Below are 23,338 nucleotides of genomic sequence, written 5' to 3'. Positions count from 1 at the left end.
GGCGCTGCGGGATCGACACTCCCGTCTGATGCGACAATATCGCGCGTTTACAGCTTACCGGCAAGCATAAGCAGCCGGCATTACCGATTTGTAATATCAGCAAAGAATGGAAATAACCCGGCCGCTCACTTTTGCTTGAATGAACACTGGCCCGTGTCTTTGATCCTGCCGATTGTCGAGCAAATACCGTACAAAATCCCCGAGGATGCGGGTTGGATGTCTATCGACGCATCGACCACCGCACACCCATGGTAGCCGCAATCCCCAGTATCGGCCACACCGCCCAGAACTGCCCCGTCCAGGTGAAAAGGTTGATGCCGGCAAGACCAAGCGCCAGGATCGCCAGCAAGGTGATCTTGCGATTGAATCGGGTCTGATCACGGTTCCAGGCGAGCGCCGCGACGACGGCCAGCGCGAGCACCGGAAAACGCGCCCAGAAGACGCCCTGCCACGACAGGAGATTGATACCGATCAGGACGGCGGCGATGACGCCGAGCACGCCATACAGCCTGCGTCCGCCCGGTGCTGGGGTTGTCTCGGCCTTAGCGGCCGCCATAACCGACGCCGGCTGCGGCCGCGCGGGGCCGGATCGTTCCGCAGAAGGCGTCTCGTCTTTGGCATCGCCGATCTTCACCGCGTAGCTCGGCACGCCTTCATCGACATTTTTCACCATCAGCGGTCCGAGAAACTCGAAACCAACCGCCACCTTGTTGCGGACATGGTCATAGACGGTGTTCGATATCACGATGCCGCCTGCCGCAGCCGACGTCTGCAGCCGCGCCGCAATATTGACGCCGTCGCCATAGATGTCGTCGCCTTCGACGATCACGTCGCCGAGATTGATGCCGATGCGGAAGAGCATGCGCCCGTCGGCCGGGCGGCGGGCGTTGAAACCCGCGAGTTCGTTCTGGGTGTCGACGGCCGCGCGCACCGCCTCGACCACGCTCGGGAAATCGGCGATCAGCCCATCGCCCCAGGTATTGATGACGCGGCCACCATGGCTTTCGATCAGGCGCCCCATCGCTTCCCGGCAGCGTTTGAGTGCAGCGAGCGTCCCTTCCTCATCAGCCCCCATCAGCCGCGTATAATCCTGCACGTCAGCACAGAAGATCGTCGTCAGCTTGCGCCGCGTTTCACTCATGGTCTCTCGTCTCCGCGCTATCCGCCCCGGAAGATCGCTGCAAAGGGTGAAACTGGTCGAGATCAAGTGGGCGATTGCAACGGCGGTAAACTACTAAGGCTTTGTGTTTGTTGCCACCGATAATTGTTCATTATCGCCGTCAGCATAATCTGTGATCACTGAACGATCTTGCGCGGGCTCGCCGCGTGTTCTCTCGCCACCGTGCTGGAACTGTCGATTTCCTGAAGCAACACGTCATAGCCCCAGAGATCGGCGAGATGCTGCAGGACGAGTTTCGTGTCATTTTCCTGAAGATAGCAGCCATTCATGACGATGTGCTGCAGCAACAGGCGGCGGTCGCCAGCGAGGTCGACATCGACGATATCGATTGCCGGATCGGTCCAGCCGATATCATATTCGCGGGAGAGCTGGCGGCGGATGCGCAGGTATCCACGCTCATTATGGATCGCCGAAACCAGTACCCCCTCGGTCTGTTCCGGATCGTCGTAGAGATGGAACAGTCGCAACTGCCGGATCAGGTTCGGGCTCAGAAACTGGCTGATGAAGCTCTCGTCCCGGTAATTGGCCCAGATGTCGCGCAGGACCGCCATTGCATCGCCTCGTCCGGCGATATCGGGAAACCATGCACGGTCCTCTTCCGTCGGCGTCGTGACGATCCTCTCGATGTCCTGCATCATCGCAAAGCCAAGCGCATAGGGATTGAAGCCCGAGAACCGCCGGTCGTCATAGCTCGGCTGGAACACGACGTTGGCGTGCGACTTCAGGAATTCGAGGAAGTTTCCGTCGCTGATCTGCCCCCGCTCGTGAAGCCGGTTCATGATCTGGTAGTGGACGAAGGTGGCGGTTCCCTCGTTCATCACCTTGGTCTGCCGCTGGGGATGAAAATATTGCGCGACATGGCGGACGATGCGAAGGATCTCACGCTGCCACGGCTGCAGCCGCGGCGCCGACTTTTCCAGAAAGTATAGGATGTTGTCCTGAGGAAGCCCGAGGGCGGCGCGGCGCTTTTCTAGGCCGATGTCACCCGCCTTCCGCGCCTTGCCGACGGGAACCGTGCGCCACAGGTCGTTGAACATCTGCTCCTCGTGGGCGCGGCGCTCCTGCTGCCGCTTTTCCTCCTGGCGAAGATCGATCGTGGTCTTGCCCGCGTATCGATGCACCCCGTGCGACATCAGCGCATGGGCTGCGTCGAGCGTGCGTTCGACGGCCGTCTCGCCGTAACGTTCCTCACAGCGGGTGATATAACCCTTGGCGAAATCGAGGTAATCGAGGATGCCCTCCGCATCGGTCCAGAGCTTGAAGAGATAGTTGTTCTTGAAGAAGTGGTTGTGGCCGAAGGCCGCATGCGCGGTGACGAGCGTCTGCATCGTCGCCGTGTTTTCCTCCATCAGGTAGGAGATGCAGGGCGAGCTGTTGATGACGATCTCATAAGCGAGGTCGCGCATCCCGCGGCGGTAGAAGGTTTCGTGATGAGCAAAGTGTTTGCCGAAGGACCAATGGCGATAGAAGAGCGGCATGCCGGTCGAGGAATAGGCATCGAGCATCTGCTCCGAGGTGATGACTTCGATCTGATTCGGGTAGACGTCGAGGCCGAGTTCGCCGAGCGCGATCTCCTCGCAGGCGTCGTGGATGCGCTGGAGCGTTGCGAAATCCCAGTCGGCCCCCTCGAACAACAGCCGCTCTCGTGGCCTCATCGTCATGGTCATGGCGTCACCTTCGACTGTGCGTCACGTTTCTGGAAGAGATCGTGGAAAACAGGGAATATTTCGTTTCGCCGGCAGACCTTGCGCATCGAAAGCGGCTGCAGCTCGGAACGGATCCCGTCATAAAGCATCCAAAGCGGCGAGCGGGATACCGAGGAGTCACCGCCTTCTTCGCCGACTTCGATATAGGCGAAATACTGGCACAGCGGCAAAATCTCGCGCAGCAGTTGTCCGCTCAGGTTCCCGTCCGAATGGGCGTTGTCGCCGTCCGATGCCTGGGCGCCATAGATATTCCATTCTGCCGGATCGAAACGCGCCGCGATGATCGCCCGCATTGCCGCCAGCGCACTGGAAACCAGCGTGCCGCCCGTTGCCGGGCCATAGAAGAAGGTTTCCTCGTCGACTTCCTCGGCCTTGTCGGTATGGCGGATGAAGACGATCTCCACTTTCTTGTAGCGCTTCGACAGGAAAAGGTAGAGCAGCAGGTAGAACCGCTTCGCCAGGTCCTTCATGTGTTCCGACATGGAGCCGGAGACGTCCATCAAGCAGAACATCACGGCTTTCGCCACAGGCTTCGGCTCGTTTTCGAAGCGGCGATACCGCACGTCGAGCGGATCGATATAGGGAATGCGCCGGCTTTTTTCCGTCAGGGATTTGAGTTTTGCCTCAAGCGCCAGCCGGCTCTCGTCGTCCTCGCATTCCTCGATCTGCCGCTGCAGGGCTTCGATTTCCTCGCGGCGCGGACGGTGAAGCGCGACACGGCGCATCATCGCGAGCCTGGTCGTGCGACCGACGGCGATGTTGGACGGCGATCCCGACACGGAATAACCGGCACGGAACGGAGTTTCCTCCTCGGTTTCGGCCAGGCGCCGCTTGGCAAGGTCGGGCAGTTCCAGATCGTCCAGGAACACATCGAGGAATTCCTCGCGCGTCAGCACGAAGCGGAAGCCGTCCTCGCCGTCGCCCTCACCCGCATCCTTGGGTTTTCCGCCCCGGCTCCCTGGCGGGCGCGGAAGAATGTCGCCTTCGACGAAGGCCCTGTTTCCCGGCAGGATATGGTCGCGGATGCCGCCGTCGCCCCTTCTCAAGTTCGGCTCGGCCATTCCATCGATCGGCAGGCTGATTTCCCCGCCGTCGAGCACATCGCGAATGTTCCGGTTTTGCAGAGAACGTTTTACCGCCTGCTGCACGGCGCCTTTCATGCGCCGAAGAAACCGTTGCCGATTTTCCAGACTTTTACCGCGCGGATTTAGCCGACGGTCGACAATGTGCATATTGGCTCCACATTAACTTGCCTGTTTGACGCGCATGTACCATTCGACGAGGCGCCGAACCTGCCTCTCCGTGTAACCCCGCGCGGCCATGCGCGAGACGAATTCGCTGTGCTTCTTTTCCGTTTCGGAATCCTTCTTCGACCCGAAGGAAATGACCGGCAAAAGATCTTCGACCTGCGAGAACATTCGCTTTTCGATGACTTCCCGGATTTTCTCGTAGCTCGTCCATGACGGATTCTTTCCGCCGTTGGCTGCCCGCGATCTCAAGCAGAACTTGACGATTTCGTTGCGGAAATCCTTCGGATTGGCGATTCCTGCCGGCTTTTCGATTTTCGTCAGTTCCTGGTTGAGGAGCTCGCGATCGAGAAGCTGGCCGGTATCGGGATCCTTGAAGTCCACGTCTTCGATCCAGGCATCGGCATAATCCACGTAGCGGTCGAACAGATTCTGTCCGTAATCCGCATAGGATTCAAGATAGGCCTTCTGGATTTCATTTCCAATGAACTCTGCGTAACGCGGCGCAAGATCGGCCTTGATGAATTCCAGATATCGCTTCTCGACATCGTCGGAAAACTGCTCGCGGCGGATCGACTGCTCCAGTACATACATCAGATGAACCGGATCGGCACCGATATCCGTGGTGTCGTGATTGAAAGTGGAGGCGAGCACCTTGAAGGCGAAGCGGGTCGATATGCCGTCCATGCCCTCGTCGATGCCGGCGGCATCCCGATATTCCTGGACACTACGGGCGCGCGGATCCGTCTCCTTCAGGCTTTCGCCGTCATAGGTGCGCATCTTCGAGAAGTACGTCGAATTCTCATGCTTGCGCAGACGTGAAAGCACGGAGAAGCGGGCCAGCATTTCGAGCGTTGCCGGGGCGCATGGCGCATCGGTGAGTTCCGATCCCTCGATCAGCTTCTCGTAGATCTTCTGCTCTTCCGTCACGCGCAGGCAATAGGGCACCTTGATCACGCAAATACGGTCGATGAACGCTTCGTTGTTCTTGTTGGCCTTGAAGGTCTGCCATTCCGCCTCGTTCGAATGCGCAAGGACGATGCCGGAGAAGGGGATGGCGCCGATATTCTCGGAGCCGATATAGTTCCCTTCCTGCGTCGCCGTCAGCAGCGGATGCAGCATCTTGATCGGCGCCTTGAACATCTCGACGAATTCGAGCACGCCCTGATTGGCGCGGTTGAGGCCGCCCGAATAGCTGTAGGCATCGGGATCGTTCTGGGAATAGGTCTCCAGCTTGCGGATATCGACCTTGCCGACCAGCGACGAGATATCCTGATTGTTCTCGTCTCCAGGCTCGGTCTTGGCGATGGCGATCTGGCGCAACCGCGAAGGCTGTACTCTGACGACGCGGAAGCGGGAAATATCGCCCCCGAAATCGTCGAGCCGCTTCAGGCACCACGGGCTCATCAGTCCGCTCAGGCGCCGCAGCGGAATGCCGTATTGCTCCTGCAGGAGCGATCCCATCGTGTCCGGGTCGAACAGGTTGAGCGGACTTTCGAAAACGGGGCTGATCTCGTCACCCGCCTTCAGCACGTAGATCGGATGAAGCTCCATCAGCAGCTTCAACCGCTCGGCCAGAGATGACTTGCCGCCGCCGACCGGGCCGAGCAGATAGAGGATCTGCTTGCGCTCCTCGAGCCCCTGCGCTGCATGCCGGAAGAAGGAAACGATGCGTTCGATTGTCTCTTCCATGCCGTGGAAGCCGACAAAGGCCGGATAGATCCGGATGGTCCGGTTCATGAAGATCCGGCCGAGGCGCGTGTCCCTGGCAGTATCGACCATCTGCGGCTCGCCTATCGCGGCGAGCAGCCGCTCGGTCGCATTGGCATAGGCAAGCGGTTCCTTTTTGCAAAGATCGAGATACTCCGAGATCGACATATCGGTCTCGCGACGCGCATCATAGCTGCGGGTGAACGCATCGAATACGGATTCGCTCAGCATGGGCCCTCCATCAAGGTTAATGCCACAGGCTCTAGGTCGTCATACCAAAGGAGATGGCCACGACATTCCTAAGAATCAATAGTTTCGCAGGTATATTCCACGCTCACCGGCTGTTTCTGGCAATGCACAAAAACGTGCGTGCACCGGTTATTTTTTTACTCTACGAAACTGTTTCTTATTGTAGTTGAGAAAAGGGCTATTGCGATATCAGCACATTTCGCGACGTGACAGAAAGATGAAAAGGGTGTGCAATGTCGCCCGTGATTCGAGCTCTGGAGAAATCGACGATTTGGCTGTGAAACTGCCCAAAGTCGATGCGGGACAGCGTGTGCCGATCCGCTCCAGACATGCTGGAAAACGGCGCATCCCAGCCATGCGCCCCGCATCGTGATCATGCGGCTACCCGGCGCGACTCAGCCGTTGAATGCCTTCTCCAGCGCGGCGACATCGATCTTGACCATGCCGAGCATCACTTCGGTCACGCGCTTGGCCCGCTCGCGGTCGCTGTCGGCGATCATCTCGGACAGCACGCGCGGCACGATCTGCCAGGAAAGGCCCCAGCGGTCCTTTAGCCAGCCGCAGGCCTCCGGCGTGCCGCCATTGCCGAGGAAGGCCTCCCATATCCGATCGATCTCGGCCTGGCTTTCCACGAGAATCGCGATCGAAAAGGAATGGTTGAAACTATCGAGCGGGCCGGCCTTCATGGCCAGGAAGGCCTGGTCGGCGAGCGTGAACTCGATCAGCTCGACGCTGCCGGGAGGCCCGCTCGGCGTTTCCGCCGGCAATATGGTAGTGCGGCCGATGCTGGAGTCCGGGATAACAGACACGTAGAATTCGACGGCTTCGCGCGCTTCCTCGGCGAACCAGAGATTTGAAACGACCTTCGGCATGAAACGGCCTCCTTGTTGACGGGTGTTGATCCGGACTGCTGTCCGATGACCCAAGGACGCCCCGCCGGCGCCGGTTCCGACACGCCGCGATCGAAATTTTAGCTCCGCCCGCCCGCATGGCGACCACAGCCGGGCTAGGCGGCGGCATTGCCGCCCGCAACATACCGCTTGGGATAGCGCCGGCTCGGGAATGAAAGCAGAACATCTTTTCTGGTCTTTCCTTCCCGAATCACTACATTACGCGCCATGAGCAATAGTTTCGACGATATGCCCTTCTTCGACGAAGAGCCGGGCGAGATGGCGCGCAAGCCGCAGCCGCCTGCCGCAACCGCCGAAAGGGCGCCCGCCGCCAGTGGCGGCATCGCCGCCCGCGCCATGGCGGCTCGCGATGGCGGCAAGCGACCGGATTATCTCGCCGGGCTGAACCCCGAGCAGACCGAAGCCGTCGAAACACTGGAAGGCCCCGTCCTCGTGCTCGCCGGCGCCGGCACCGGCAAGACGCGCGTGCTGACGACCCGCATTGCCCATATCCTCAATACCGGCCGCGCCTTCCCCTCGCAGATCCTCGCCGTCACCTTCACCAACAAGGCTGCCCGCGAGATGAAGGAGCGCATCGCGTTGCTCGTCGGCGGCGCCGTCGAAGGCATGCCCTGGCTTGGCACCTTCCATTCGATCGGCGTCAAACTTCTGCGCCGTCACGGCGAGCTTGTCGGCCTGCGCTCCGATTTCACCATTCTCGATACCGACGATGTCATCCGCCTGATCAAGCAGATCATCCAGGCCGAAGGCCTCGACGACAAGCGCTGGCCGGCCAAGCAGTTCGCCGGCATGATCGACACCTGGAAGAACAAGGGTCTCGGCCCTGCCGATATCCCCGAGGGCGACGCCCGCGCGTTTGCCAATGGCCGCGGCCGCGATCTTTATTTCGCCTATCAGGCGCGCCTGACGACGCTGAACGCCTGCGATTTCGGCGACCTGCTGATGCATCCGATCGCGATCTTCCGCAAGAACCCGGATCTCTTGAAGGAATATCACGGCCGCTTCCGCTACATCCTCGTCGACGAGTACCAGGATACCAATACCGCCCAGTACATGTGGCTCAGGCTTCTCGCCCAGCGCTCCAAGGGCGAGCCGCAGAACGTCTGCTGCGTCGGCGACGACGATCAGTCGATCTATGGCTGGCGCGGCGCAGAGGTCGACAATATCCTGCGCTTCGAAAAGGATTTCCCCGGCGCCAAGGTCATCAAGCTCGAGCGCAACTACCGCTCGACCGAACATATCCTCGGGGCCGCCGCCCATCTGATTGCCCATAATGAGGGCCGCCTCGGCAAGACGCTGTTCACCGACCGCTCCGATCCAGACGACGTCAAGGTGCAGGTCCACGCTTCCTGGGATTCGGAGGAGGAAGCCCGCGCCATCGGCGAGGAGATTGAGCAACTCCAGCGCGGCAAGCATCTCTTGAACGACATGGCGATCCTCGTGCGCGCCTCCTTCCAGATGCGCGAATTCGAAGACCGCTTCGTCACCCTCGGCCTCAACTACCGCGTCATCGGCGGCCCGCGCTTCTACGAGCGCCTCGAGATCCGCGATGCCATGGCCTATTTCCGCCTGGTCGCTCAAGCCTCCGACGACCTCGCTTTCGAACGCATCGTCAACACCCCGAAGCGCGGCCTCGGCGATACGACGGTGCGTGCGCTGCACGACTATGCCCGTGCCCGCGATATCCCGATGCTTGCGGCAGCCGCCGACATCATCGAGACCGACGAGCTGAAGCCGAAGGCGCGAAAGGCGCTCTTCGACGTGATTCAATCTTTCCGCCGATGGCAGGAACTACTTGAAAACACACCTCATACCGAACTTGCCGAGCAGATCCTCGAAGAGTCCGGCTATACCGACATGTGGAAGAACGACAAAAGCGCCGAAGCGCCGGGTCGGCTCGAAAACCTCAAGGAACTGATCCGCTCGATGGAAAGCTTCGAGTCGATGCGCGGCTTCCTCGAACACGTCTCCCTGGTCATGGATGCCGAGACCAACGAGAACCTCGATGCCGTCTCGATCATGACGCTGCACTCTGCCAAGGGCCTGGAATTCGACACCGTCTTCCTGCCCGGCTGGGAGGAAGGCCTCTTCCCGCACCAGCGCTCGCTGGATGAGAGCGGCCGCGCCGGCCTGGAGGAGGAACGCCGCCTCGCCTATGTCGGCATCACCCGCGCCAAGCACCGCTGCCACATCTGGTTCGTCTCCAACCGTCGCATCCATGGCCTCTGGCAATCGACCCTGCCCTCGCGTTTCCTCGACGAACTGCCCGAAACCCATGTCGAGGTCGCCGAAATGGAGCAGAGCTACGGCGGGTACGGCCGCGGCGGCTACGGCCAGTCCCGCTTCGACAAGGCCGAACCCTTCGCCAACTCCTATTCCACTCCCGGCTGGAAACGAGCCCAGGCCAACAAGACCGACGCCACACGCGACAATTGGGGCACCCGCTCCGGCCACGCCGTCGAACGCATCGGCTATGGCGAAAGCGGCCCGAAGGGGCGCACAATCGAAGGCGAGCTGGTGGCGAAATCGACCTCGTCGGAGCCATCGAAATTCACGCTCGGCGATCGCGTGTTCCACCTGAAATTCGGCAACGGCAACATCACCGGCATCGAAGGCAACAAGCTGACGATCGAGTTCGACCGGGCGGGACAGAAACGGGTGCTGGACGGGTTCGTCGAGCGCGTCTGACCGCGTCAGCACGACGCGAAAAGGCTTACCCGAGCATCCGCATCCTTCCGAGCCCGAGAATATCGTTGATCAGGGCGACGCCAATGCCCGCAGCGACGATTCCCAATCCGATCAGAAAGAGCCGGCGAGACCGGTCATATTTGGCGGCAAACAGGGAGTCCCGCGCCAGCAAATCGGCAAAGACCTTCACCTGGACGGCAATGCCCACGGTCAGGAACAGCATCGGCAGAATATCGATGCGGCTCCAGTCATTGGGATTGGAGACCCAGACACTGATGAAATTAAGCGAGAAACCGAGGATGATCCCGGCCGCCGTCAGCGACCCGTTGCGAAACGTCGCATCGATCTTTTCGTCGGGATCCGGCTCTGACATGGCTTCGCTTCCGGCTTGCTTCTGAGTAAGAAAGGCAGAAATCATGACCCGGAGCAAGATCGGCCTGACGTCGCCTCTCGCAGAAAGCAGACGAAATGTCGCAGCCGCGCAAACGCGGGCACTCCGCCCAGAGCTCCTCCGCGCGCTGCGTTACGGCAATTTCGGGCCAACACCGGCATGGATTTAATCGCGCCCAGACAAACCGACCGCCCACAAAAGCCAATAAATCCAATGAAAAAACTTTGGTAACCGAAAGGTTAACGTGCGTTGCCTCACGTCGTCAATCGCACTTCTGCCCTGTCAAAACGTCGCTTTGACGTCTTTCGCAAATCAGCTTAGCCCAGAGGCTGCCCGCCCATGAAAGGCAGGCTTCACGACGAACTTTTCGAAGGAGGTTCCAGTGACCAGTGTTTCATCTCTCGGCAGCACCTTAACTCAATATCAGTCTCCGCTTTCCAGTCTGGACAAGAATGGCGACGGCGTCATATCGGCGGACGAGTTGGCCGCCGCCTCGCAGTCCTCTACATCGGGCACGGCGTCGACCGACAGCGACGACAGCAGCACCGACATCGTCAAGAAGATCACCGCCGACATCCTGTCGCTGATGCTGTCGATGCAGAAGACCGACGGCAGCGACGATCAGGGCGACGGCAGCGATCAGAGCGACGACGCTTCCAAGGGCGTCTTCACCGCGATGGATACGGATGGCGACGGCAAGTTGACCGAGTCTGAATTTCTTGCCGCCGATCCGAACAGCATCAAGACTTCAGGCGACAGCGATCCGCTCCTCACCAAGGTGCTGAGCGACATGCAGACGGCCCTTCAGGCCTACCGCAATACCTACGGCGCTTCCGCCGTAGCAGGTGATTCCGCGGCCGAAGACGTGGCGGCGGTCTAGCTGGCCGAGATCCGGGCTCTGCCGGGGGAGCCTCGATCCATCGATGCAGCACAAAAGTATCCTACGTAGGCAGATCGATTTGCCGGCACTTGCCACCGTCGTGGGCCGTGTCTGCGATCCGGAAATCATGCACGCGCCTTCCCCCTCCGTTCGATTTCAACACGAGAACCGCCGCCGGCTATCGCAATGATTGCATTAGAGCATTCTGTTTCGAAGACTTACTACCGCTAGTGCCAGAATTAACACTTGCGCGTCCGCGCCTGGAAATCCACTAGTTGATCCATTCAGTGTGCTTGGCGTCTTACACTGCAATAGAGCGAAGGGATTGGCCTTGATGAAAGCGCTGCTGCTCGTCGATATTCAGAACGGCTTCTGTCCGGGCGGCAATCTGCCGGTGCCTGATGGCGACAAGGTGGTTCCCGTCGCAAACAGACTGATCGACAGCGGCAAATACGATCTGATCGTCGCCTCGCAGGACTGGCATCCGCCAGGCCACGGCAGCTTCGCCTCCGCCCATCCCGGTGCCGCCCCCTTCGAGATGGGGGAACTGTCGGGCAAGCCGCAGATGATGTGGCCCGACCACTGCATTCAGGGTACGCTCGATGCCGAACTGCATCCCGAGCTCAAATCCGAAGAGATCGACCTGATCCAGCAGAAGGGCGAGAATCCTGATATCGACAGCTATTCGGCCTTCCGCGACAATGACCGCGACGCCTCGACCGGCCTTTCCGATTTCCTCGAGGACCAGGGCGTCACCGACCTCGACGTCTGCGGGCTGGCGACCGACTATTGCGTCAAGTTCTCCGCGCTCGACGCGCTGGAGATGATGCCTGACGTTCGCGTGCGCTTCGTCGAGGATGCAAGCCGCGGCATCACGCCCGAAGGCGTCACCGCCGCCATCGAGGAGATGCGGACGCATGGCATCGCGATCATCGACAGCGCCAGGGTCCTGGCCGACTGATTGAGATCAGCGATAAAAGACAATGTGGCGAATGTCGGATCGGCACACGTCCATCCGTCCTTGGCTCTGAACACACCAATCATGGGAGTTGAGAGATGAGAAAGCTTGTTACCGCAGCCTTCGTGAGCTTGGATGGCGTCATGCAGGCGCCGGGCGCGCCGCAGGAGGATCCGACCGGCGGCTTCACCCTTGGCGGCTGGACCGTCAATTACTGGGACGAGTCGATGGGCGGTTTCATGGACGGGATTTTTACCGACCCCTTCGCGCTGCTGCTCGGCCGCAAGACCTACGAGATCTTCGCGGCGCACTGGCCCTTCGTCGGCAAAGACGATCCCATCGGAAAAGCCTTCAATGCCGCGACCAAATATGTCGCAACCACCTCGAACGAGCCGCTCACCTGGGAAAATTCCTTTGCGCTGCGCGGCGACGTCGCCGCCGAAATCGCCCGCTTGAAGCAGCAGGATGGTCCCGACCTCCTGACGCAGGGCAGCAGTGGCTTGCTGCAAACGCTGCTGGCGCACGACCTGATCGATGAACTCCGGCTCCTGACCTTCCCGCTCATCCTTGGCCCCGGGAAGCGCTTGTTCGGCAAGGGCGCCAGGCCGGAAGCGCTGAAGCTCACGGCCAACTCGGTATCGACGACCGGCGTTATCATGAGCGTCTACGAGCGCGCCGGCGAGGTCGAAACCGGCAGCTTCGGAATGCCCGAGCCTTCGCAAGCCGAGATCGCACGCAGAGAACGGATGAAGCGCGAGGGCTGAGACGCGCCGGGCGCATTCCACAGGCACCTGCGCTTCATCGAGGATGCCAGCCGCGACAGTGTGGACGTGTTGCCCAAATAGGCTGCCGACCGGCGTCTTATTTCAATACGTAGGCGTCGAACGTCTCATCGCTTCCGGCAACCGGGCCGAAGCGCTTGACGAGGCTTGTCGCGCTCTGGAAAGCAGAAATGTCTTCCGGCGTCAGAGACAACCGCCAAACATAGCTTTCACGCAGGGAGACGGGCGCAGCAATCTGATCGAGCCGCTGCGAAAGAAGAATGACGACAGGCGCATGCTCACTCTGCTGCAATCGATGTGCCGTTTGCAGAATATCGGCAAGGCTGAGCGAAAGCCGCGCGTTCCGGGTATATCGCACGATGGCGCCGAACCGCTCCTCCCGCAGGAGATAGGTGCGATTGGAAACGTAATAGGGCAAGGCTTCCACGAGATAGTCGGGATCCGCCATGATGACCGCGTCCTTGAGATCAGGGCGCGATTGCATGAACGCACCGAAATCCTTGCTTCGGCTCAGCGGTATTTCGGCTATGAAGGCCTGATTGACCTTTTCAATGCCGGACACGACTTGTAGCGCCAGCAATATCAGGAAGCACAGGCGCCCGAACTTTACGATGCCGCCAGCAGCCTCGATGCCGGCAGCGCCCGCCCCCTCGCGCTGAGTATGCCTGGTCAAGGCGGTGATCGCAATCATGAAAACCAGCCAGAGCGCCTGATGTCTGTATCCGCCGGGATAGACAAGCGTAAAAAGCAGCGAAAGCCCTAAGAGAACCAGTCCGGCTGCGATCATCGCCGGCCGCCGGTTCGCCAGCGCCAAAAGACTGGCGTAGATGAGCACGGACATCAACGCTGCGAAAACCCGGGAGGCCAACGGGTATGCCACGACCAATTCGAGGATCCGGTCGGGATAGAATGCCATAAAATGGGAACTGGGCGCGGCAAGTGCACCAAGGGCAAGCAAAGCGAAATTCTTGCCAGTGAGATCGTTCTGCCCCGTATCATTGAAGGTCGGATAGACTGTTACGAAACATAGAATAATTCCAACCGCGGCAATGGCAGCGGCTGTCGCAAAGCCCCGATATTCCGTCAGGGCAGGCCTTGGCCGCGCCAGAATTAAATCGAAAAACCAATAGGCGAGGAAGCCGCCGACGAGGACGACTGAATGGACGTTGGTATTTGCCAGCAAGGCAAACAACAGGCCGAGCAATAGCCCGTTTCGTGTTCCTTTCTCCCAACTCACGACGATAAGGAAAATCACCAGCATGCTGATGCCGTAATTTCGCGACATCGCGGCGTAGTCGAAAATCGAAAAGCTGCTGAACAGCGACAGCAGCATGATGGAAAGCGACAATTTCAGCCTGAAAACAAGAAGATAGGCCGCCGCTGCCGCAATCGTCAGGGCGACGACTTTCAGGACGACAGGTGAGCCGACCACGACATAGGCGGCGCGCAGCAGAATGTACCAAAGAGCAGGATGACCCTCGCCATGCATCTGGCGAAGCATATCGATGAAATTATCCCCCTGGAGGGCAAGTGACAATGCACGAACCTCGTCACGCCAGACCGTTTCGGACCAGCAAAGCGCAGACGCCAGCGCAAGCCAGGTCATGAAGATCAACGCCTTGCCGAGCTTGGCGGATCGAGGCGCATCGATAACAGAGACAATCACGGCCAAATAACACGCAACCCGGTGAACGAAAGCGTCACGACCATATCGGGGCAGAAATAATTTGGCGTTAAGTGAAGGCCATCTTTTGATTTCGTGGGCGCTGAAGCATGTCGCGCAAAACTGTGGAGCGGTTTGAACGCGACAAGCGAATCTGAAAGATCGCGACGCGCTTTAGAATTTTTCCTCCCTCTCAAGAAGATGGATATCCTCGGCTACGTCGTCCATTCTCTGCAATAAGGCGGCCTGGGCATCTCTTAGCCCTCGATTGTAGAAGTACGGCCCGATCTCCTCGGCGAAGAAGTCAAGCAGGAATTCAGCCGGCAATGCACCGATGGGATCGAGTTCCCGGTCGAAATAAGCGCGGATGCGCGAAACGATCTCAGCCTTTTCTTCCTTCGAAAATTCGATCTTCTTCATGGTTGCCTCTTTATCGAATGCGATCAGGAGTTTGATGGTTCAGCGAAATCGATTGGTCAATCAATGAAATTCAATTGCCGTTGCAAACCGCAGGCCATAAGGGGAAACCTGAATTCCAACAGGAAGATCCCATGAATCGCGCCGACTTTGTTGAAGGTTTGCGGGGCGGCTCCGCCGTTGCGCTGGCATCGGCGCCCTTTGGCGCCCTGTTCGGAGCGCTTGCGGTCGAAAACGGCATGTCGCTCTCCGAAGCCGCCTTCATGAGCGCCACCGTCTATGCCGGCGCCAGCCAGATGGTCGGCATCGAACTCTTCGGTCACAATGTCCATGCCTGGCTGATCGTTCTGTCGATCCTCGCCGTCAATTTCCGCCACGTGCTCTATTCGGCGGCGCTGGCGCGCTACATCGGCCATTTCACGCCGGTGCAGAAATTCTTCACCTTCTTCCTGCTCGTCGATCCGCAATTCGCCGAAGCGGTAAAGCGTGGCGAGTCCGGCCGGCAACTCACCTTCGCCTGGTATTTCGGCTTCGCCATCATCATCTACATTCCCTGGGTGCTGATCAGCGTCGCCGGCGGCATGCTCGGCGGCTTCATTGGCGATCCCAAGGCCATCGGCCTCGACATTCTGCTGCCGGCCTATTTCCTCGGCATCGTCCTCGGCTTCCGCAAGCGAGACAATTTCCTGCCCGTGGCTCTCGTCAGCGCGGTGGCTTCCGTGCTCGCCTACCGCTATGTCGGCTCGCCCTGGCATGTCAGCCTCGGTGCTGCCGTCGGCATCCTGCTCGCCGCCGTGCTGCCTTTGCCGCCGCAAGAGGCTGATCTCGAAGCCGACGCCCTCAAATCCGAAGTGCACGAGGTCTGAGCCATGGAATTCGATCTTCACATGGCACTCGTCATCCTCGCCGCAGCAGCCGCCACCTTCGCCACCCGCATCGGCGGCTATATCCTCATCACCCGAATGAAAAGCATTCCCCCGCGCATGGAAGCGGCGCTGAACGCCGTGCCGGCGGCCGTGCTGACGACGCTGGTCGCCCCCGCCTTCTTCATCGGTGGCTGGGAATCGAAGCTGGCGCTGATCGTCGCTCTCTTCATCGGCCTGCGCTTCAGCCATACATGGATGCTGGTCGCCGCCTGGATCGTCGTGATGACCTGGCGCCACTCGATCGGCGCCTGAGCACCGGCCCGAAAGCCGGCACAGAAATTCAAGGCATTACAGCGTCGCCGACGCTGTAATGCCGTTTTCTCAATATTCCAGCGGCAGCGTCGCGTTTTCGAGCCACGCCCTGACATCGTGATCGTGGATGAGCGGCATCAGCGCCTCACATGTGCGGCGATGATAGTCGTTGAACCAGTGCAGCTCGTCATGGGTCAGAAGCTCGGGAATGACGAGGCTGCGGTCAATCGGGCAGAAAGTCAGCGTCTCGAATCCAAGCATCGGCGCATCGCCGCCCTCGATCTCCTCGGCACCCCGCACATAGATCAGGTTCTCGATGCGGATGCCGAAGCTGCCGGGCCGGTAATAGCCAGGCTCGTTCGAAAGGATCATGCCGGGCAGCAGTTCCTGCGTCGAAAGCCTGGAGATGCGCTGCGGCCCCTCATGCACCGAGAGATAGGAGCCAACGCCGTGGCCTGTGCCATGGGCGAAATCGGCGCCGGCCCGCCACAGCGCGATGCGCGCCAGCGGATCGAGGTCGCAGCCGCGCGTGCCCTTCGGGAAACGCGCCGTGCTGATCTCTATCATCCCCTTCAGCACCAGCGTGAAGAAGCGCCGCTGCTCTTCCGAAACAGTGCCGATGCCAACGGTGCGGGTGATATCGGTCGTGCCGTTGATATATTGCGCGCCCGAATCGATCAGGAAGAGTTCGCCGGCCTCGATCATCCGGTTGGTCTCGGTCGTCACGCGATAATGCATGATCGCCGCATGTTCGCCGGCGCCAGAAATCGTGTCGAAGGAAATGTCCTTCAGCGGGTTCTGCATGCTCTGGCCGACGCGGGCACGCGCCGCTTCGAGATGCTCGGCAGCAGCGATCTCGCTCACCGTGCCGGGCTTCGTCTGCGACAGCCAATAGAGGAATTCCACCATCGCCGCCCCGTCCTGCAGATGCGCGGCGGCCGAGCCGTTGATCTCGACGTCGTTCTTCACTGCGCGCGGCAACTTGGCGGGATCGGCGCCCTCCACCACTTCGCCGCCCGCCTTGCGGATGATCTCTGCCAGCGCATAGGCGGCGATGTCTGGGTCGATCAGCACGCGGCCGCCATCTCTCGAAACGGCGGCAAGCCTTTCTTCCAGCGCCGAGGGCGGCAGCTGCGTGCAGATCTGCCCGAGATAGGCCTCCGGCTCGATGCCGGTCTTGCGCTTGTCGAGAAAGATTTCGGCCCGGCCGTCGGCATGGATGACGGCGCGCGCCAGCGGATGCGGCGTGTGCGGCACATCGGCGCCACGGATATTGAAGGTCCAGGCGACCGAAGAGGGATCGGCGATCAGCACCGCCGCAAGGTTCTTCTTCGAAAGATCGGCGGCGATCGTCGCGATCTTCTCCCTCGCCAGCACGCCAGCCTGCGCGACGTTCTGGATGCTGACCGCGCCAAGCGGCTCGGCCGGCCGGTCAGCCCAAAGCCTGTCGAGCGGATTGTGCGGCAGGAAGACCAGCGTGCCGCCGATCTCCGACAGCGCCCTTTCCAGACGGCGCACCTCGGCCCCTGCATGCAGCCAGGGGTCGATGCCGAGCCGCAGACCCTTGGCTCCGTTTGCGGCAAGCCAGACATGCGGCGGCTCGTTGACGAGATCGCCGCCCGAAAAGACCGAACTGTCGACCTGTTCGGCAAGTTGCGTCACATAGCGCCCATCGACGAAGACGATCGCCTGCGTGCGCAGGATCAGCGCAATGCCGGCCGAGCCGGTAAAGCCCGTCAGCCATGCCAAGCGCTCCGAACATGCGGGAACATATTCGCCGTTGAATTCATCGGCGCGCGGCACGAGGAAGGCGTCGATGCCAAGAGAATCGAAACTGGCGCGCAGTGCGGAAACCCGATCCCTGCCGAATTGCGGCGTGGAGGTGACGTCAAAGGACTGGAACATGCTGGAAACCCGAATGATTGAGACGAATCCGGTTAATGGGATGCCGGCCATGTTAGCGAAATTTCAATCGATGGGGAGAAAAAGCGACCAAACGAGTCGAAACCTCTGGGGCCGCTCAACATTTTGACAGAACTGTGACGCCAAAAGTTAATTTGGCACGCTTTATGCGTTGGCCGCATGGCTCCCATGAGCAAAACCCTCTGCCTCCGCATTTCAGAATAGCTATATAAGCGTCATCGAACGGTTCGCGATGAACCTATAAACAAAGGAATTCTTGAAATGACCGCCTCTCTCTCGCGCTTCGCATATAGCAGCCCGGTGCAGGCTGGCGAACGCCAGACCGTGCGTCACGTAATCGGCGCCCGCCGCCCGCAGAACGAGGACAGCCTCAAGCTGCTCGGCGCCGGCCAGCGGGCCACGCGCCACAAGGGCGCCCTCAGCTACGCGTTCTAAGCCTGAAAGCCAGTCCGTCTCCTCCCTCCCGGACCGGCCTATTGGAATGCAGTAGAGCCCGCTCGAGCGCTCCTCCCCTTGAGCTCGCGGGCATTGACCGGATAGACCGGTCCAAGGCGGTGCCATCGGCACCGCCTTTTTTGTTGTGTCAGGAAAGGCTTTCTTGCCCTTAAGGCAGCGCAAGAAGCGGCTTCGTTTCGATAGGTGTGCAGACCTCTCCCCACCCTCATCCCGGTGCTCGTCACAGGGATCCAGTGCGCCCAAGTCCTTGGGCGCGGGAACTCTCAAGGTCACGGAGTCATTCACCACGCAGACGCGCGATGGCTGGATTCCTGTGACAGGCACAGGAATGAGGTGAGGAGGAGACGTCTCGCCTCAAATAAGGCGTGCAGTGCAGGACAAGCCTTCGCCCCGCCAAAAAACTCAAGGCCGGTCGAAGTGGATGGTCACCCAGCCGTTGCGCCAGATGGTTCTGACATGGCGAAGCCTCGCGCCGCTATAGGCGGCAATCACCTTCCAGCGCTGCCCGGCAAGGATGCCGGAGAGAATGACCGATCCGCCAGGCGCAAGATGCGTCGCAAGCTTCGGCGCCATGCGGATCAGCGGCCGGGCGAGAATGTTGGCGATGATGAGATCGAAGGGACCATGCTCGGAAAAGGCCGTCGAATGAAAGCCCGGCGCGGTCCTGGTGACGATGCCCGAGGCGATGCCGTTACGGCGCACATTCTCCGCCGCCACCTTCGTCGCGATCGGATCGATGTCGGTCGCCAGCACCGGTATGTTCCTGAGCTTGCGCACCGCAATCGCCAGTACACCGCTGCCGGTGCCGAGATCGAGCGCGTTGCGGACCGGGCGCGAACGCACCACGCTATCGATCACCTCGAGGCAGCCGGCCGTCGTGCCGTGATGGCCGGTGCCGAAGGCCTGGCCGGCATCGATCTCGATGGCAATATCGCCGGGGCGGATCTTGTCGCGGTCATGCGAACCATGCACCAGGAAACGCCCTGCCCGGACCGGCTTCAGCCCCTCCAGCGATTTCACCACCCAGTCGATCTCGGGGATGACTTCCCGCTCCAGCCGGGCATCGGGGAAAGAGACCTTCAATGCGTCCTCGACCCGGGATTGCACCTCAGCCTCGTCCTCGGCCATCATGTAGATCGAGGCTTCCCAGATATCCTTCTTCTCATCGATCTCGGTGGTGCCGATGGCAAAGTCTTCTTCACCGAAGACCGCGCTCAGAAGGTCGAGGATCTCTTCGGCCTTGGCTTCGGTCGTCGTCACGTAAAGGCGGATTTCACTCACGATAGGCGGTCTTTCCCGTTTCCGTTACCCGCCGCCGCTCGAGCCAACGCCCCATCACGCTGAAGCTGTCACCCCTTGCTGACGAGATTCTCCAGCTTCTTTACCGCCGTGTCCGGGTTTTCGCCATAGGCGATCGTTCCGGCAAACCGCCCGGCCGAATCGAGCAGGAAGACCGAGGCGGTGTGATCCATCGTATAGTCGCCGTTTGGATCCTTCTCGTCGACCGGCACTTTCTTGGCGTAGACGCGGAACCCCTTGACGACCTCGGCGATCTTGTCAGGCGCGCCTGAAATGCCGGTAATGCGCTTGGAAACATTGGAGACGTATTCGTTCATGATCTCAGGCGTGTCGCGCTCCGGATCGACGGTGACAAAAAAGGCCTGCAGCTTATCGCCTTTCGGATCGACCTTCTCCATCCAGCCGTTCAGCTCGAAAAGCGTCGTCGGGCAGACTTCCGGGCAATGGGTGAAGCCGAAGAACAGCGCCGTCGGCTTGCCGCGCAGCGCCTCCTCGGTGATCGGCTGTCCGTTCTGGGAGACCAGGGTGAAGGGCACGCCGAAAGGCGCTTCCGCCACGACATTCTTCGACTTCGTCAGGTAGAGCGTGTACGCGCCAAGAAACCCGGCAAGTATCAGGACACCGACCCAGACGGCGATGCGGAATGTCTTCATTGGCATGATCCTCGATTCAGGCGGATGTGCCGCCCGCCCCTGCTGGCGTGATTATAGCCTCGACCGGAGGCGCGCAATTCAAGAATATGTTTTCGAACCCGTGTTGAATTGTCTCACCGGTAGAAACTGCCACGGCAACGAAATCCGCCCTCAGGAATCTGCACCGATCAAAAATGCATGTGTTTGAATAGCTTACCTTTAGAGCGACTGCCAATCCGAAAATACATATCGTTAGGAAAGACTTAAGCCGTCACATCTATATTTAACGGCGGTTCTACATCGCCTCTCCCGCTGGGGACAACTGGGAAGAATTCTGACCATGAACAACAATAACGCCATCAAGCAGTCGGGCGCTTATCTCGAAATCGTTTCGTTCCACCTGGGCGATCAGGAATTCTGCATCGACATCATGGCCATCCGCGAGATCCGCGGCTGGGCGCCGGTGACGCCGATGCCGCACACCCCGCCCTACGTCTTGGGTCTCATCAACCTGCGCGGCGCCGTGATCCCCGTTATCGACATGGCCTGCCGTCTCGGCATGAAAATGACCGAGCCCTCCGAGCGCTCGGCGATCATCGTCACCGACATCGCCGGCAAGCTGGTCGGCCTGCTGGTCGAGCAGGTTTCCGACATGATGACCATCAAGAGCGAAGACCTGCAGCCGCCGCCGGAAATCATCCCGGAAGCCCAGCGCGCCTTCTGCCGCGGCATCGTCGCGCTCGAAAAGACCATGGTCTGCTTCTTGAACCTCGACACGGTCATTGCCGACGAGCTGACACAAGCCGCCTGAGGAATGCTCATACCTGGAATTCGAAGGCCCGGCTCGTCCGGGCCTTTTTGATTTTGGGGTGGAGGCAAAACGGGCATGGGATCAGACTTTGCGAAAACCCCTCCCCAACCCCTCCCCACAAGGGGGAGGGACTAATCCGACGCCCCGCTCCTACCGAAACGTCGAAAATCAGGAAAGCTGGTGCGGCAAGTTAAGCCCCTCCCCTTGTGGGGAGGGGTTTGGGGCGGGGTCTTTAATCTCGATAGCGAAAGACCCCGGAACCTCCCAGACTTATTGCGGCTTCCCATTCTTCCAGGTCACGCTCTGCCCATAGAGCGGAATGGTCGAGATCGACATCTTCGCCGAACCGTCGGTCAGTTCGCGCGAATGGGCGAGATAGATCAGCGTGTCGTTCGTCTTGTCGTAGATACGGTTGACGACCAACGTCTTCCAGATCAGCGACATGCCCTGGCGGAACACCTCGCTGCCATCCTTGGACAGGTCGATATTGCCGATCTCGATCGGCCCGGTCTGCCGGCAGGCAATGGAATTGTTGGACGGATCCTCGAACCAGTTGCCGTTCTTGAACCGGTCGATCAGGCTGCGGTCGAAATAGGTGACGTGGCAGGTAACGCCCTTGACCTCAGGGTCGGAGACCGCCTCGACGATGATGTCGTTGCCGATCCAGTCGACCCCGACCTTGCCGACGACTTCGGCCGAGGCAGCACCGGCGGAAAGGGCGGCGAAGGAGAAGGCGGCGAGGAGAAGATTGCGCAGTCTGGACATGGCGGCTCCCTGAATATCCGCATTCTAGATAAGCATGCACTCATGCTTTGCAAGAAAACGGCCTTTGCGGAAAGGGATCAGCCTTTTCGGCAGGTGCAGGGCTCATAGGCCTGCGCCGTCAGCCGGCCGGGTCTCATGCCGATCAGCGCCGGTATAGCATGGACGGCATGGGCCTTGACCGCCCTTGCCATCTCGATTGCCGCCGCTGCGCAGACGGCGGCATCCTCGGCGGCGTTATGATGCACGAAACGCAGGCCGAGATGCTCGGCGATCAGGTTCAGCCGGTGCGAGAGGAAATGCGGCCAGATCCGCTGCGCCATCTTCAGGCTGCAGAGATAGGTAAGCTCAGGATAGGATTGCCGGTAGAGATCGAGACTCGCCCGCCAGACGCTGAAATCGAAGGCCGCATTGTGCGCGATCATCGTCGCGCCGCGAAAATCCTCCTCGAACTCATCCATTACCTCGGGGAACTCGGGCGCGTCCTCGACATGCTCCGGCCGGATGCCGTGGATTGCGATGTTCATCCCTGAAAAGCGCATGTCCCGCGGCCGGATCAGCCGCTCCTCGACGCGCGTCACCCTGCCGTCCTCGATCCAGGCAAGGCCGACGGAACAGGCGCTGCCGCGCTGTTCGTTCGCCGTCTCGAAGTCAATCGCGATAGTTTTCAATGCCGCAGTCCGAATCGTTTCTTCCGGCACAGGAATACCGCCCCGCTTCTGGCCGCGCAAATTCGACACGACGCCCGGTTGACTTTTTAACCCGCATATCGAAACTTATTGCCATGATCGGTTCCCTAACCATGGCAGCGCTTATCCATCACACCACGACCCTTGAAGGGTACGCGGGAGCGATGGCGCGTTAGCAGCGATCCGATCATCATCCCGAAACCCTGCCGAGGCGAGCAGGGTTTTCGGAAACCGGCTCTCCTCCCGACCACGATGGAGAGCATGAATGTCTGAAAACGAAGAGAATGAACCTCGCGGCCGAGCGCGCTTGCCGGATGGCGTCCTCGTGCGCGCCGTCCGCCTGTCCGATGCGGAGGAGATCACCGATCTCATAAATCTGCCGAGCTACCGGGCCGGCACCTTACGGCCGCCATATCAGAGGATCGAAGAGGTTCGCAAACACATGGAAAATCCATCGCCCGGCGCGCTCAACCTCGTCGTCACCCAGGACGGCAAAATCGTCGGCAATAGCGGCCTCAACCGTCTTTCCGGCCGCAGGCAGCACGTCGCCAGCATCGGCATGGGTGTGCATGACGACTTCACCGGCCGCGGCTTCGGACGGATCCTGCTCGGAGCAATGGTCGATGCTGCTGACGACTGGCTCGATATCAAACGTCTGGAACTGACCGTCTACACCGATAACGATGTTGCCATCGGCCTCTACCGGAAATTCGGCTTCGAGCAGGAAGGGCTGCTGAAGGCCTTCGGATATCGCGCCGGTCAATATGTCGACGCCTATACGATGGCGCGGCTCAGGCTATGAGCAA

22 protein-coding genes are annotated in these 23,338 nt (G+C 60.1%); 9 read left to right on the top strand and 13 right to left on the bottom strand.

The features are described from left to right. Nucleotides 1–220 precede the first annotated feature (220 nt). The 5 genes from FFM53_RS21050 to FFM53_RS21030 all read right to left on the bottom strand — a co-directional run bounded on the left by FFM53_RS21050 (nucleotide 221) and on the right by FFM53_RS21030 (nucleotide 6,964). Nucleotides 221–1,141: an adenylate/guanylate cyclase domain-containing protein gene (locus FFM53_RS21050; protein ID WP_138387089.1), complete on the bottom strand. Its 921-nt coding sequence runs from the start codon at nucleotides 1,139–1,141 to the stop codon at nucleotides 221–223. A gap of 155 nt (nucleotides 1,142–1,296) precedes the next feature. Next, a complete protein-coding gene (locus FFM53_RS21045) occupies nucleotides 1,297–2,847 on the bottom strand; it encodes a SpoVR family protein (protein ID WP_138330540.1) in 1,551 nt (516 codons plus the stop codon). Beyond that, complete coding sequence (locus FFM53_RS21040; protein WP_003541349.1) at nucleotides 2,844–4,118, bottom strand: YeaH/YhbH family protein; 1,275 nt, start codon at nucleotides 4,116–4,118, stop codon at nucleotides 2,844–2,846. Before FFM53_RS21040 ends, FFM53_RS21045 begins: the two co-directional genes overlap by 4 nt. Before the next feature lie 12 nt (nucleotides 4,119–4,130). After that, nucleotides 4,131–6,074 (bottom strand): PrkA family serine protein kinase, encoded by a 1,944-nt coding sequence (locus FFM53_RS21035; RefSeq protein WP_138330539.1) that lies wholly within the window; start codon nucleotides 6,072–6,074, stop codon nucleotides 4,131–4,133. 413 nt (nucleotides 6,075–6,487) lie between these two features. Next, nucleotides 6,488–6,964 (bottom strand): VOC family protein, encoded by a 477-nt coding sequence (locus FFM53_RS21030; protein ID WP_138387088.1) that lies wholly within the window; start codon nucleotides 6,962–6,964, stop codon nucleotides 6,488–6,490. Nucleotides 6,965–7,210: 246 nt separating this feature from the next. Here FFM53_RS21030 and FFM53_RS21025 point away from each other — a divergent pair, with 246 nt between their 5' ends. Further along, nucleotides 7,211–9,691 carry an ATP-dependent helicase gene (locus FFM53_RS21025; protein ID WP_138387087.1) on the top strand — a complete coding sequence of 827 codons (2,481 nt, stop codon included), beginning with the start codon at nucleotides 7,211–7,213 and terminating at the stop codon, nucleotides 9,689–9,691. 25 nt (nucleotides 9,692–9,716) lie between these two features. Here the strand turns inward: FFM53_RS21025 and FFM53_RS21020 are convergent, their stop codons facing one another. Further along, complete coding sequence (locus tag FFM53_RS21020; protein ID WP_138330536.1) at nucleotides 9,717–10,064, bottom strand: hypothetical protein; 348 nt, start codon at nucleotides 10,062–10,064, stop codon at nucleotides 9,717–9,719. A gap of 400 nt (nucleotides 10,065–10,464) precedes the next feature. On the opposite strand from FFM53_RS21020, the gene FFM53_RS21015 reads away from it, so the two are divergent. The 3 genes from FFM53_RS21015 (at nucleotide 10,465) to FFM53_RS21005 (ending at nucleotide 12,684) form a co-directional block, all read left to right on the top strand. Next, nucleotides 10,465–10,962, top strand: coding sequence for an EF-hand domain-containing protein (locus tag FFM53_RS21015; RefSeq protein ID WP_138387086.1), 498 nt, complete (start codon nucleotides 10,465–10,467; stop codon nucleotides 10,960–10,962). A 334-nt stretch (nucleotides 10,963–11,296) separates the two neighbouring features. Next, entirely contained in the window at nucleotides 11,297–11,923 is a 627-nt protein-coding gene (gene pncA, locus FFM53_RS21010) for a bifunctional nicotinamidase/pyrazinamidase (protein WP_138387085.1), read from the top strand. A gap of 95 nt (nucleotides 11,924–12,018) precedes the next feature. Continuing rightward, complete coding sequence (locus tag FFM53_RS21005) at nucleotides 12,019–12,684, top strand: dihydrofolate reductase family protein (RefSeq protein WP_138387084.1); 666 nt, start codon at nucleotides 12,019–12,021, stop codon at nucleotides 12,682–12,684. A gap of 97 nt (nucleotides 12,685–12,781) precedes the next feature. Here FFM53_RS21005 and FFM53_RS21000 read toward each other — a convergent pair whose 3' ends face one another. Both FFM53_RS21000 and FFM53_RS20995 read right to left on the bottom strand, forming a co-directional pair. Further along, nucleotides 12,782–14,374: a hypothetical protein gene (locus FFM53_RS21000; protein ID WP_138387083.1), complete on the bottom strand. Its 1,593-nt coding sequence runs from the start codon at nucleotides 14,372–14,374 to the stop codon at nucleotides 12,782–12,784. Between the two features lie 165 nt (nucleotides 14,375–14,539). Next, the gene (locus tag FFM53_RS20995; protein WP_033181033.1) at nucleotides 14,540–14,785 is read right to left on the bottom strand and encodes a DUF2164 domain-containing protein; all 246 of its coding nucleotides are present in this window, start codon (nucleotides 14,783–14,785) and stop codon (nucleotides 14,540–14,542) included. Nucleotides 14,786–14,916: 131 nt separating this feature from the next. Here FFM53_RS20995 and FFM53_RS20990 point away from each other — a divergent pair, with 131 nt between their 5' ends. Both FFM53_RS20990 and FFM53_RS20985 read left to right on the top strand, forming a co-directional pair. Further along, the gene (locus FFM53_RS20990) at nucleotides 14,917–15,648 is read left to right on the top strand and encodes an AzlC family ABC transporter permease (RefSeq protein ID WP_138387082.1); all 732 of its coding nucleotides are present in this window, start codon (nucleotides 14,917–14,919) and stop codon (nucleotides 15,646–15,648) included. Nucleotides 15,649–15,651: 3 nt separating this feature from the next. Then, entirely contained in the window at nucleotides 15,652–15,960 is a 309-nt protein-coding gene (locus FFM53_RS20985; RefSeq protein ID WP_017961278.1) for an AzlD family protein, read from the top strand. A 69-nt stretch (nucleotides 15,961–16,029) separates the two neighbouring features. Here FFM53_RS20985 and FFM53_RS20980 read toward each other — a convergent pair whose 3' ends face one another. Beyond that, nucleotides 16,030–17,865, bottom strand: coding sequence for an aminopeptidase P family protein (locus FFM53_RS20980; RefSeq protein WP_138387081.1), 1,836 nt, complete (start codon nucleotides 17,863–17,865; stop codon nucleotides 16,030–16,032). A gap of 279 nt (nucleotides 17,866–18,144) precedes the next feature. On the opposite strand from FFM53_RS20980, the gene FFM53_RS20975 reads away from it, so the two are divergent. Beyond that, the gene (locus tag FFM53_RS20975) at nucleotides 18,145–18,318 is read left to right on the top strand and encodes a hypothetical protein (RefSeq protein WP_012758267.1); all 174 of its coding nucleotides are present in this window, start codon (nucleotides 18,145–18,147) and stop codon (nucleotides 18,316–18,318) included. A gap of 423 nt (nucleotides 18,319–18,741) precedes the next feature. Here the strand turns inward: FFM53_RS20975 and FFM53_RS20970 are convergent, their stop codons facing one another. Beyond that, the gene (locus FFM53_RS20970) at nucleotides 18,742–19,620 is read right to left on the bottom strand and encodes a 50S ribosomal protein L11 methyltransferase (protein ID WP_138330529.1); all 879 of its coding nucleotides are present in this window, start codon (nucleotides 19,618–19,620) and stop codon (nucleotides 18,742–18,744) included. A 68-nt stretch (nucleotides 19,621–19,688) separates the two neighbouring features. Further along, nucleotides 19,689–20,291: an SCO family protein gene (locus FFM53_RS20965; protein WP_138330528.1), complete on the bottom strand. Its 603-nt coding sequence runs from the start codon at nucleotides 20,289–20,291 to the stop codon at nucleotides 19,689–19,691. Nucleotides 20,292–20,610: 319 nt separating this feature from the next. Here FFM53_RS20965 and FFM53_RS20960 point away from each other — a divergent pair, with 319 nt between their 5' ends. Next, nucleotides 20,611–21,081 (top strand): chemotaxis protein CheW, encoded by a 471-nt coding sequence (locus FFM53_RS20960; RefSeq protein WP_003541378.1) that lies wholly within the window; start codon nucleotides 20,611–20,613, stop codon nucleotides 21,079–21,081. Nucleotides 21,082–21,351: 270 nt separating this feature from the next. On the opposite strand, the gene FFM53_RS20955 is transcribed toward FFM53_RS20960, so the two are convergent. Together FFM53_RS20955 and FFM53_RS20950 are read right to left on the bottom strand one after the other, a co-directional pair. Next, entirely contained in the window at nucleotides 21,352–21,846 is a 495-nt protein-coding gene (locus FFM53_RS20955; RefSeq protein ID WP_017988943.1) for a CreA family protein, read from the bottom strand. A gap of 77 nt (nucleotides 21,847–21,923) precedes the next feature. Next, a complete protein-coding gene (locus FFM53_RS20950) occupies nucleotides 21,924–22,514 on the bottom strand; it encodes a 3'-5' exonuclease (protein ID WP_138387080.1) in 591 nt (196 codons plus the stop codon). Between the two features lie 283 nt (nucleotides 22,515–22,797). On the opposite strand from FFM53_RS20950, the gene FFM53_RS20945 reads away from it, so the two are divergent. Further along, entirely contained in the window at nucleotides 22,798–23,334 is a 537-nt protein-coding gene (locus FFM53_RS20945) for a GNAT family N-acetyltransferase (protein ID WP_138330527.1), read from the top strand. Nucleotides 23,335–23,338: the final 4 nt, after the last annotated feature.

The sequence above is a fragment of the Rhizobium indicum genome (assembly GCF_005862305.2).
In the GTDB taxonomy this organism is placed as follows: Bacteria; Pseudomonadota; Alphaproteobacteria; order Rhizobiales; family Rhizobiaceae; genus Rhizobium; species Rhizobium indicum.
Note: the sequence above shows the minus strand (reverse complement) of the source record. Positions and strands in the feature narration are given on the sequence as shown.

What these genes read in the sequence shown, in the direction of transcription:
- FFM53_RS21050 (WP_138387089.1), bottom strand. Translation starts at nt 1,141, where the DNA reads ATGAGTGAAACGCGGCGCAAGCTGACGACGATCTTCTGTGCTGACGTG.
- FFM53_RS21045 (WP_138330540.1), bottom strand. Translation starts at nt 2,847, where the DNA reads ATGACCATGACGATGAGGCCACGAGAGCGGCTGTTGTTCGAGGGGGCC.
- FFM53_RS21040 (WP_003541349.1), bottom strand. Translation starts at nt 4,118, where the DNA reads ATGCACATTGTCGACCGTCGGCTAAATCCGCGCGGTAAAAGTCTGGAA.
- FFM53_RS21035 (WP_138330539.1), bottom strand. Translation starts at nt 6,074, where the DNA reads ATGCTGAGCGAATCCGTATTCGATGCGTTCACCCGCAGCTATGATGCG.
- FFM53_RS21030 (WP_138387088.1), bottom strand. Translation starts at nt 6,964, where the DNA reads ATGCCGAAGGTCGTTTCAAATCTCTGGTTCGCCGAGGAAGCGCGCGAA.
- FFM53_RS21025 (WP_138387087.1), top strand. Translation starts at nt 7,211, where the DNA reads ATGAGCAATAGTTTCGACGATATGCCCTTCTTCGACGAAGAGCCGGGC.
- FFM53_RS21020 (WP_138330536.1), bottom strand. Translation starts at nt 10,064, where the DNA reads ATGTCAGAGCCGGATCCCGACGAAAAGATCGATGCGACGTTTCGCAAC.
- pncA (WP_138387085.1), top strand. Translation starts at nt 11,297, where the DNA reads ATGAAAGCGCTGCTGCTCGTCGATATTCAGAACGGCTTCTGTCCGGGC.
- FFM53_RS21005 (WP_138387084.1), top strand. Translation starts at nt 12,019, where the DNA reads ATGAGAAAGCTTGTTACCGCAGCCTTCGTGAGCTTGGATGGCGTCATG.
- FFM53_RS20995 (WP_033181033.1), bottom strand. Translation starts at nt 14,785, where the DNA reads ATGAAGAAGATCGAATTTTCGAAGGAAGAAAAGGCTGAGATCGTTTCG.
- FFM53_RS20990 (WP_138387082.1), top strand. Translation starts at nt 14,917, where the DNA reads ATGAATCGCGCCGACTTTGTTGAAGGTTTGCGGGGCGGCTCCGCCGTT.
- FFM53_RS20985 (WP_017961278.1), top strand. Translation starts at nt 15,652, where the DNA reads ATGGAATTCGATCTTCACATGGCACTCGTCATCCTCGCCGCAGCAGCC.
- FFM53_RS20980 (WP_138387081.1), bottom strand. Translation starts at nt 17,865, where the DNA reads ATGTTCCAGTCCTTTGACGTCACCTCCACGCCGCAATTCGGCAGGGAT.
- FFM53_RS20975 (WP_012758267.1), top strand. Translation starts at nt 18,145, where the DNA reads ATGACCGCCTCTCTCTCGCGCTTCGCATATAGCAGCCCGGTGCAGGCT.
- FFM53_RS20965 (WP_138330528.1), bottom strand. Translation starts at nt 20,291, where the DNA reads ATGAAGACATTCCGCATCGCCGTCTGGGTCGGTGTCCTGATACTTGCC.
- FFM53_RS20960 (WP_003541378.1), top strand. Translation starts at nt 20,611, where the DNA reads ATGAACAACAATAACGCCATCAAGCAGTCGGGCGCTTATCTCGAAATC.
- FFM53_RS20955 (WP_017988943.1), bottom strand. Translation starts at nt 21,846, where the DNA reads ATGTCCAGACTGCGCAATCTTCTCCTCGCCGCCTTCTCCTTCGCCGCC.
- FFM53_RS20945 (WP_138330527.1), top strand. Translation starts at nt 22,798, where the DNA reads ATGTCTGAAAACGAAGAGAATGAACCTCGCGGCCGAGCGCGCTTGCCG.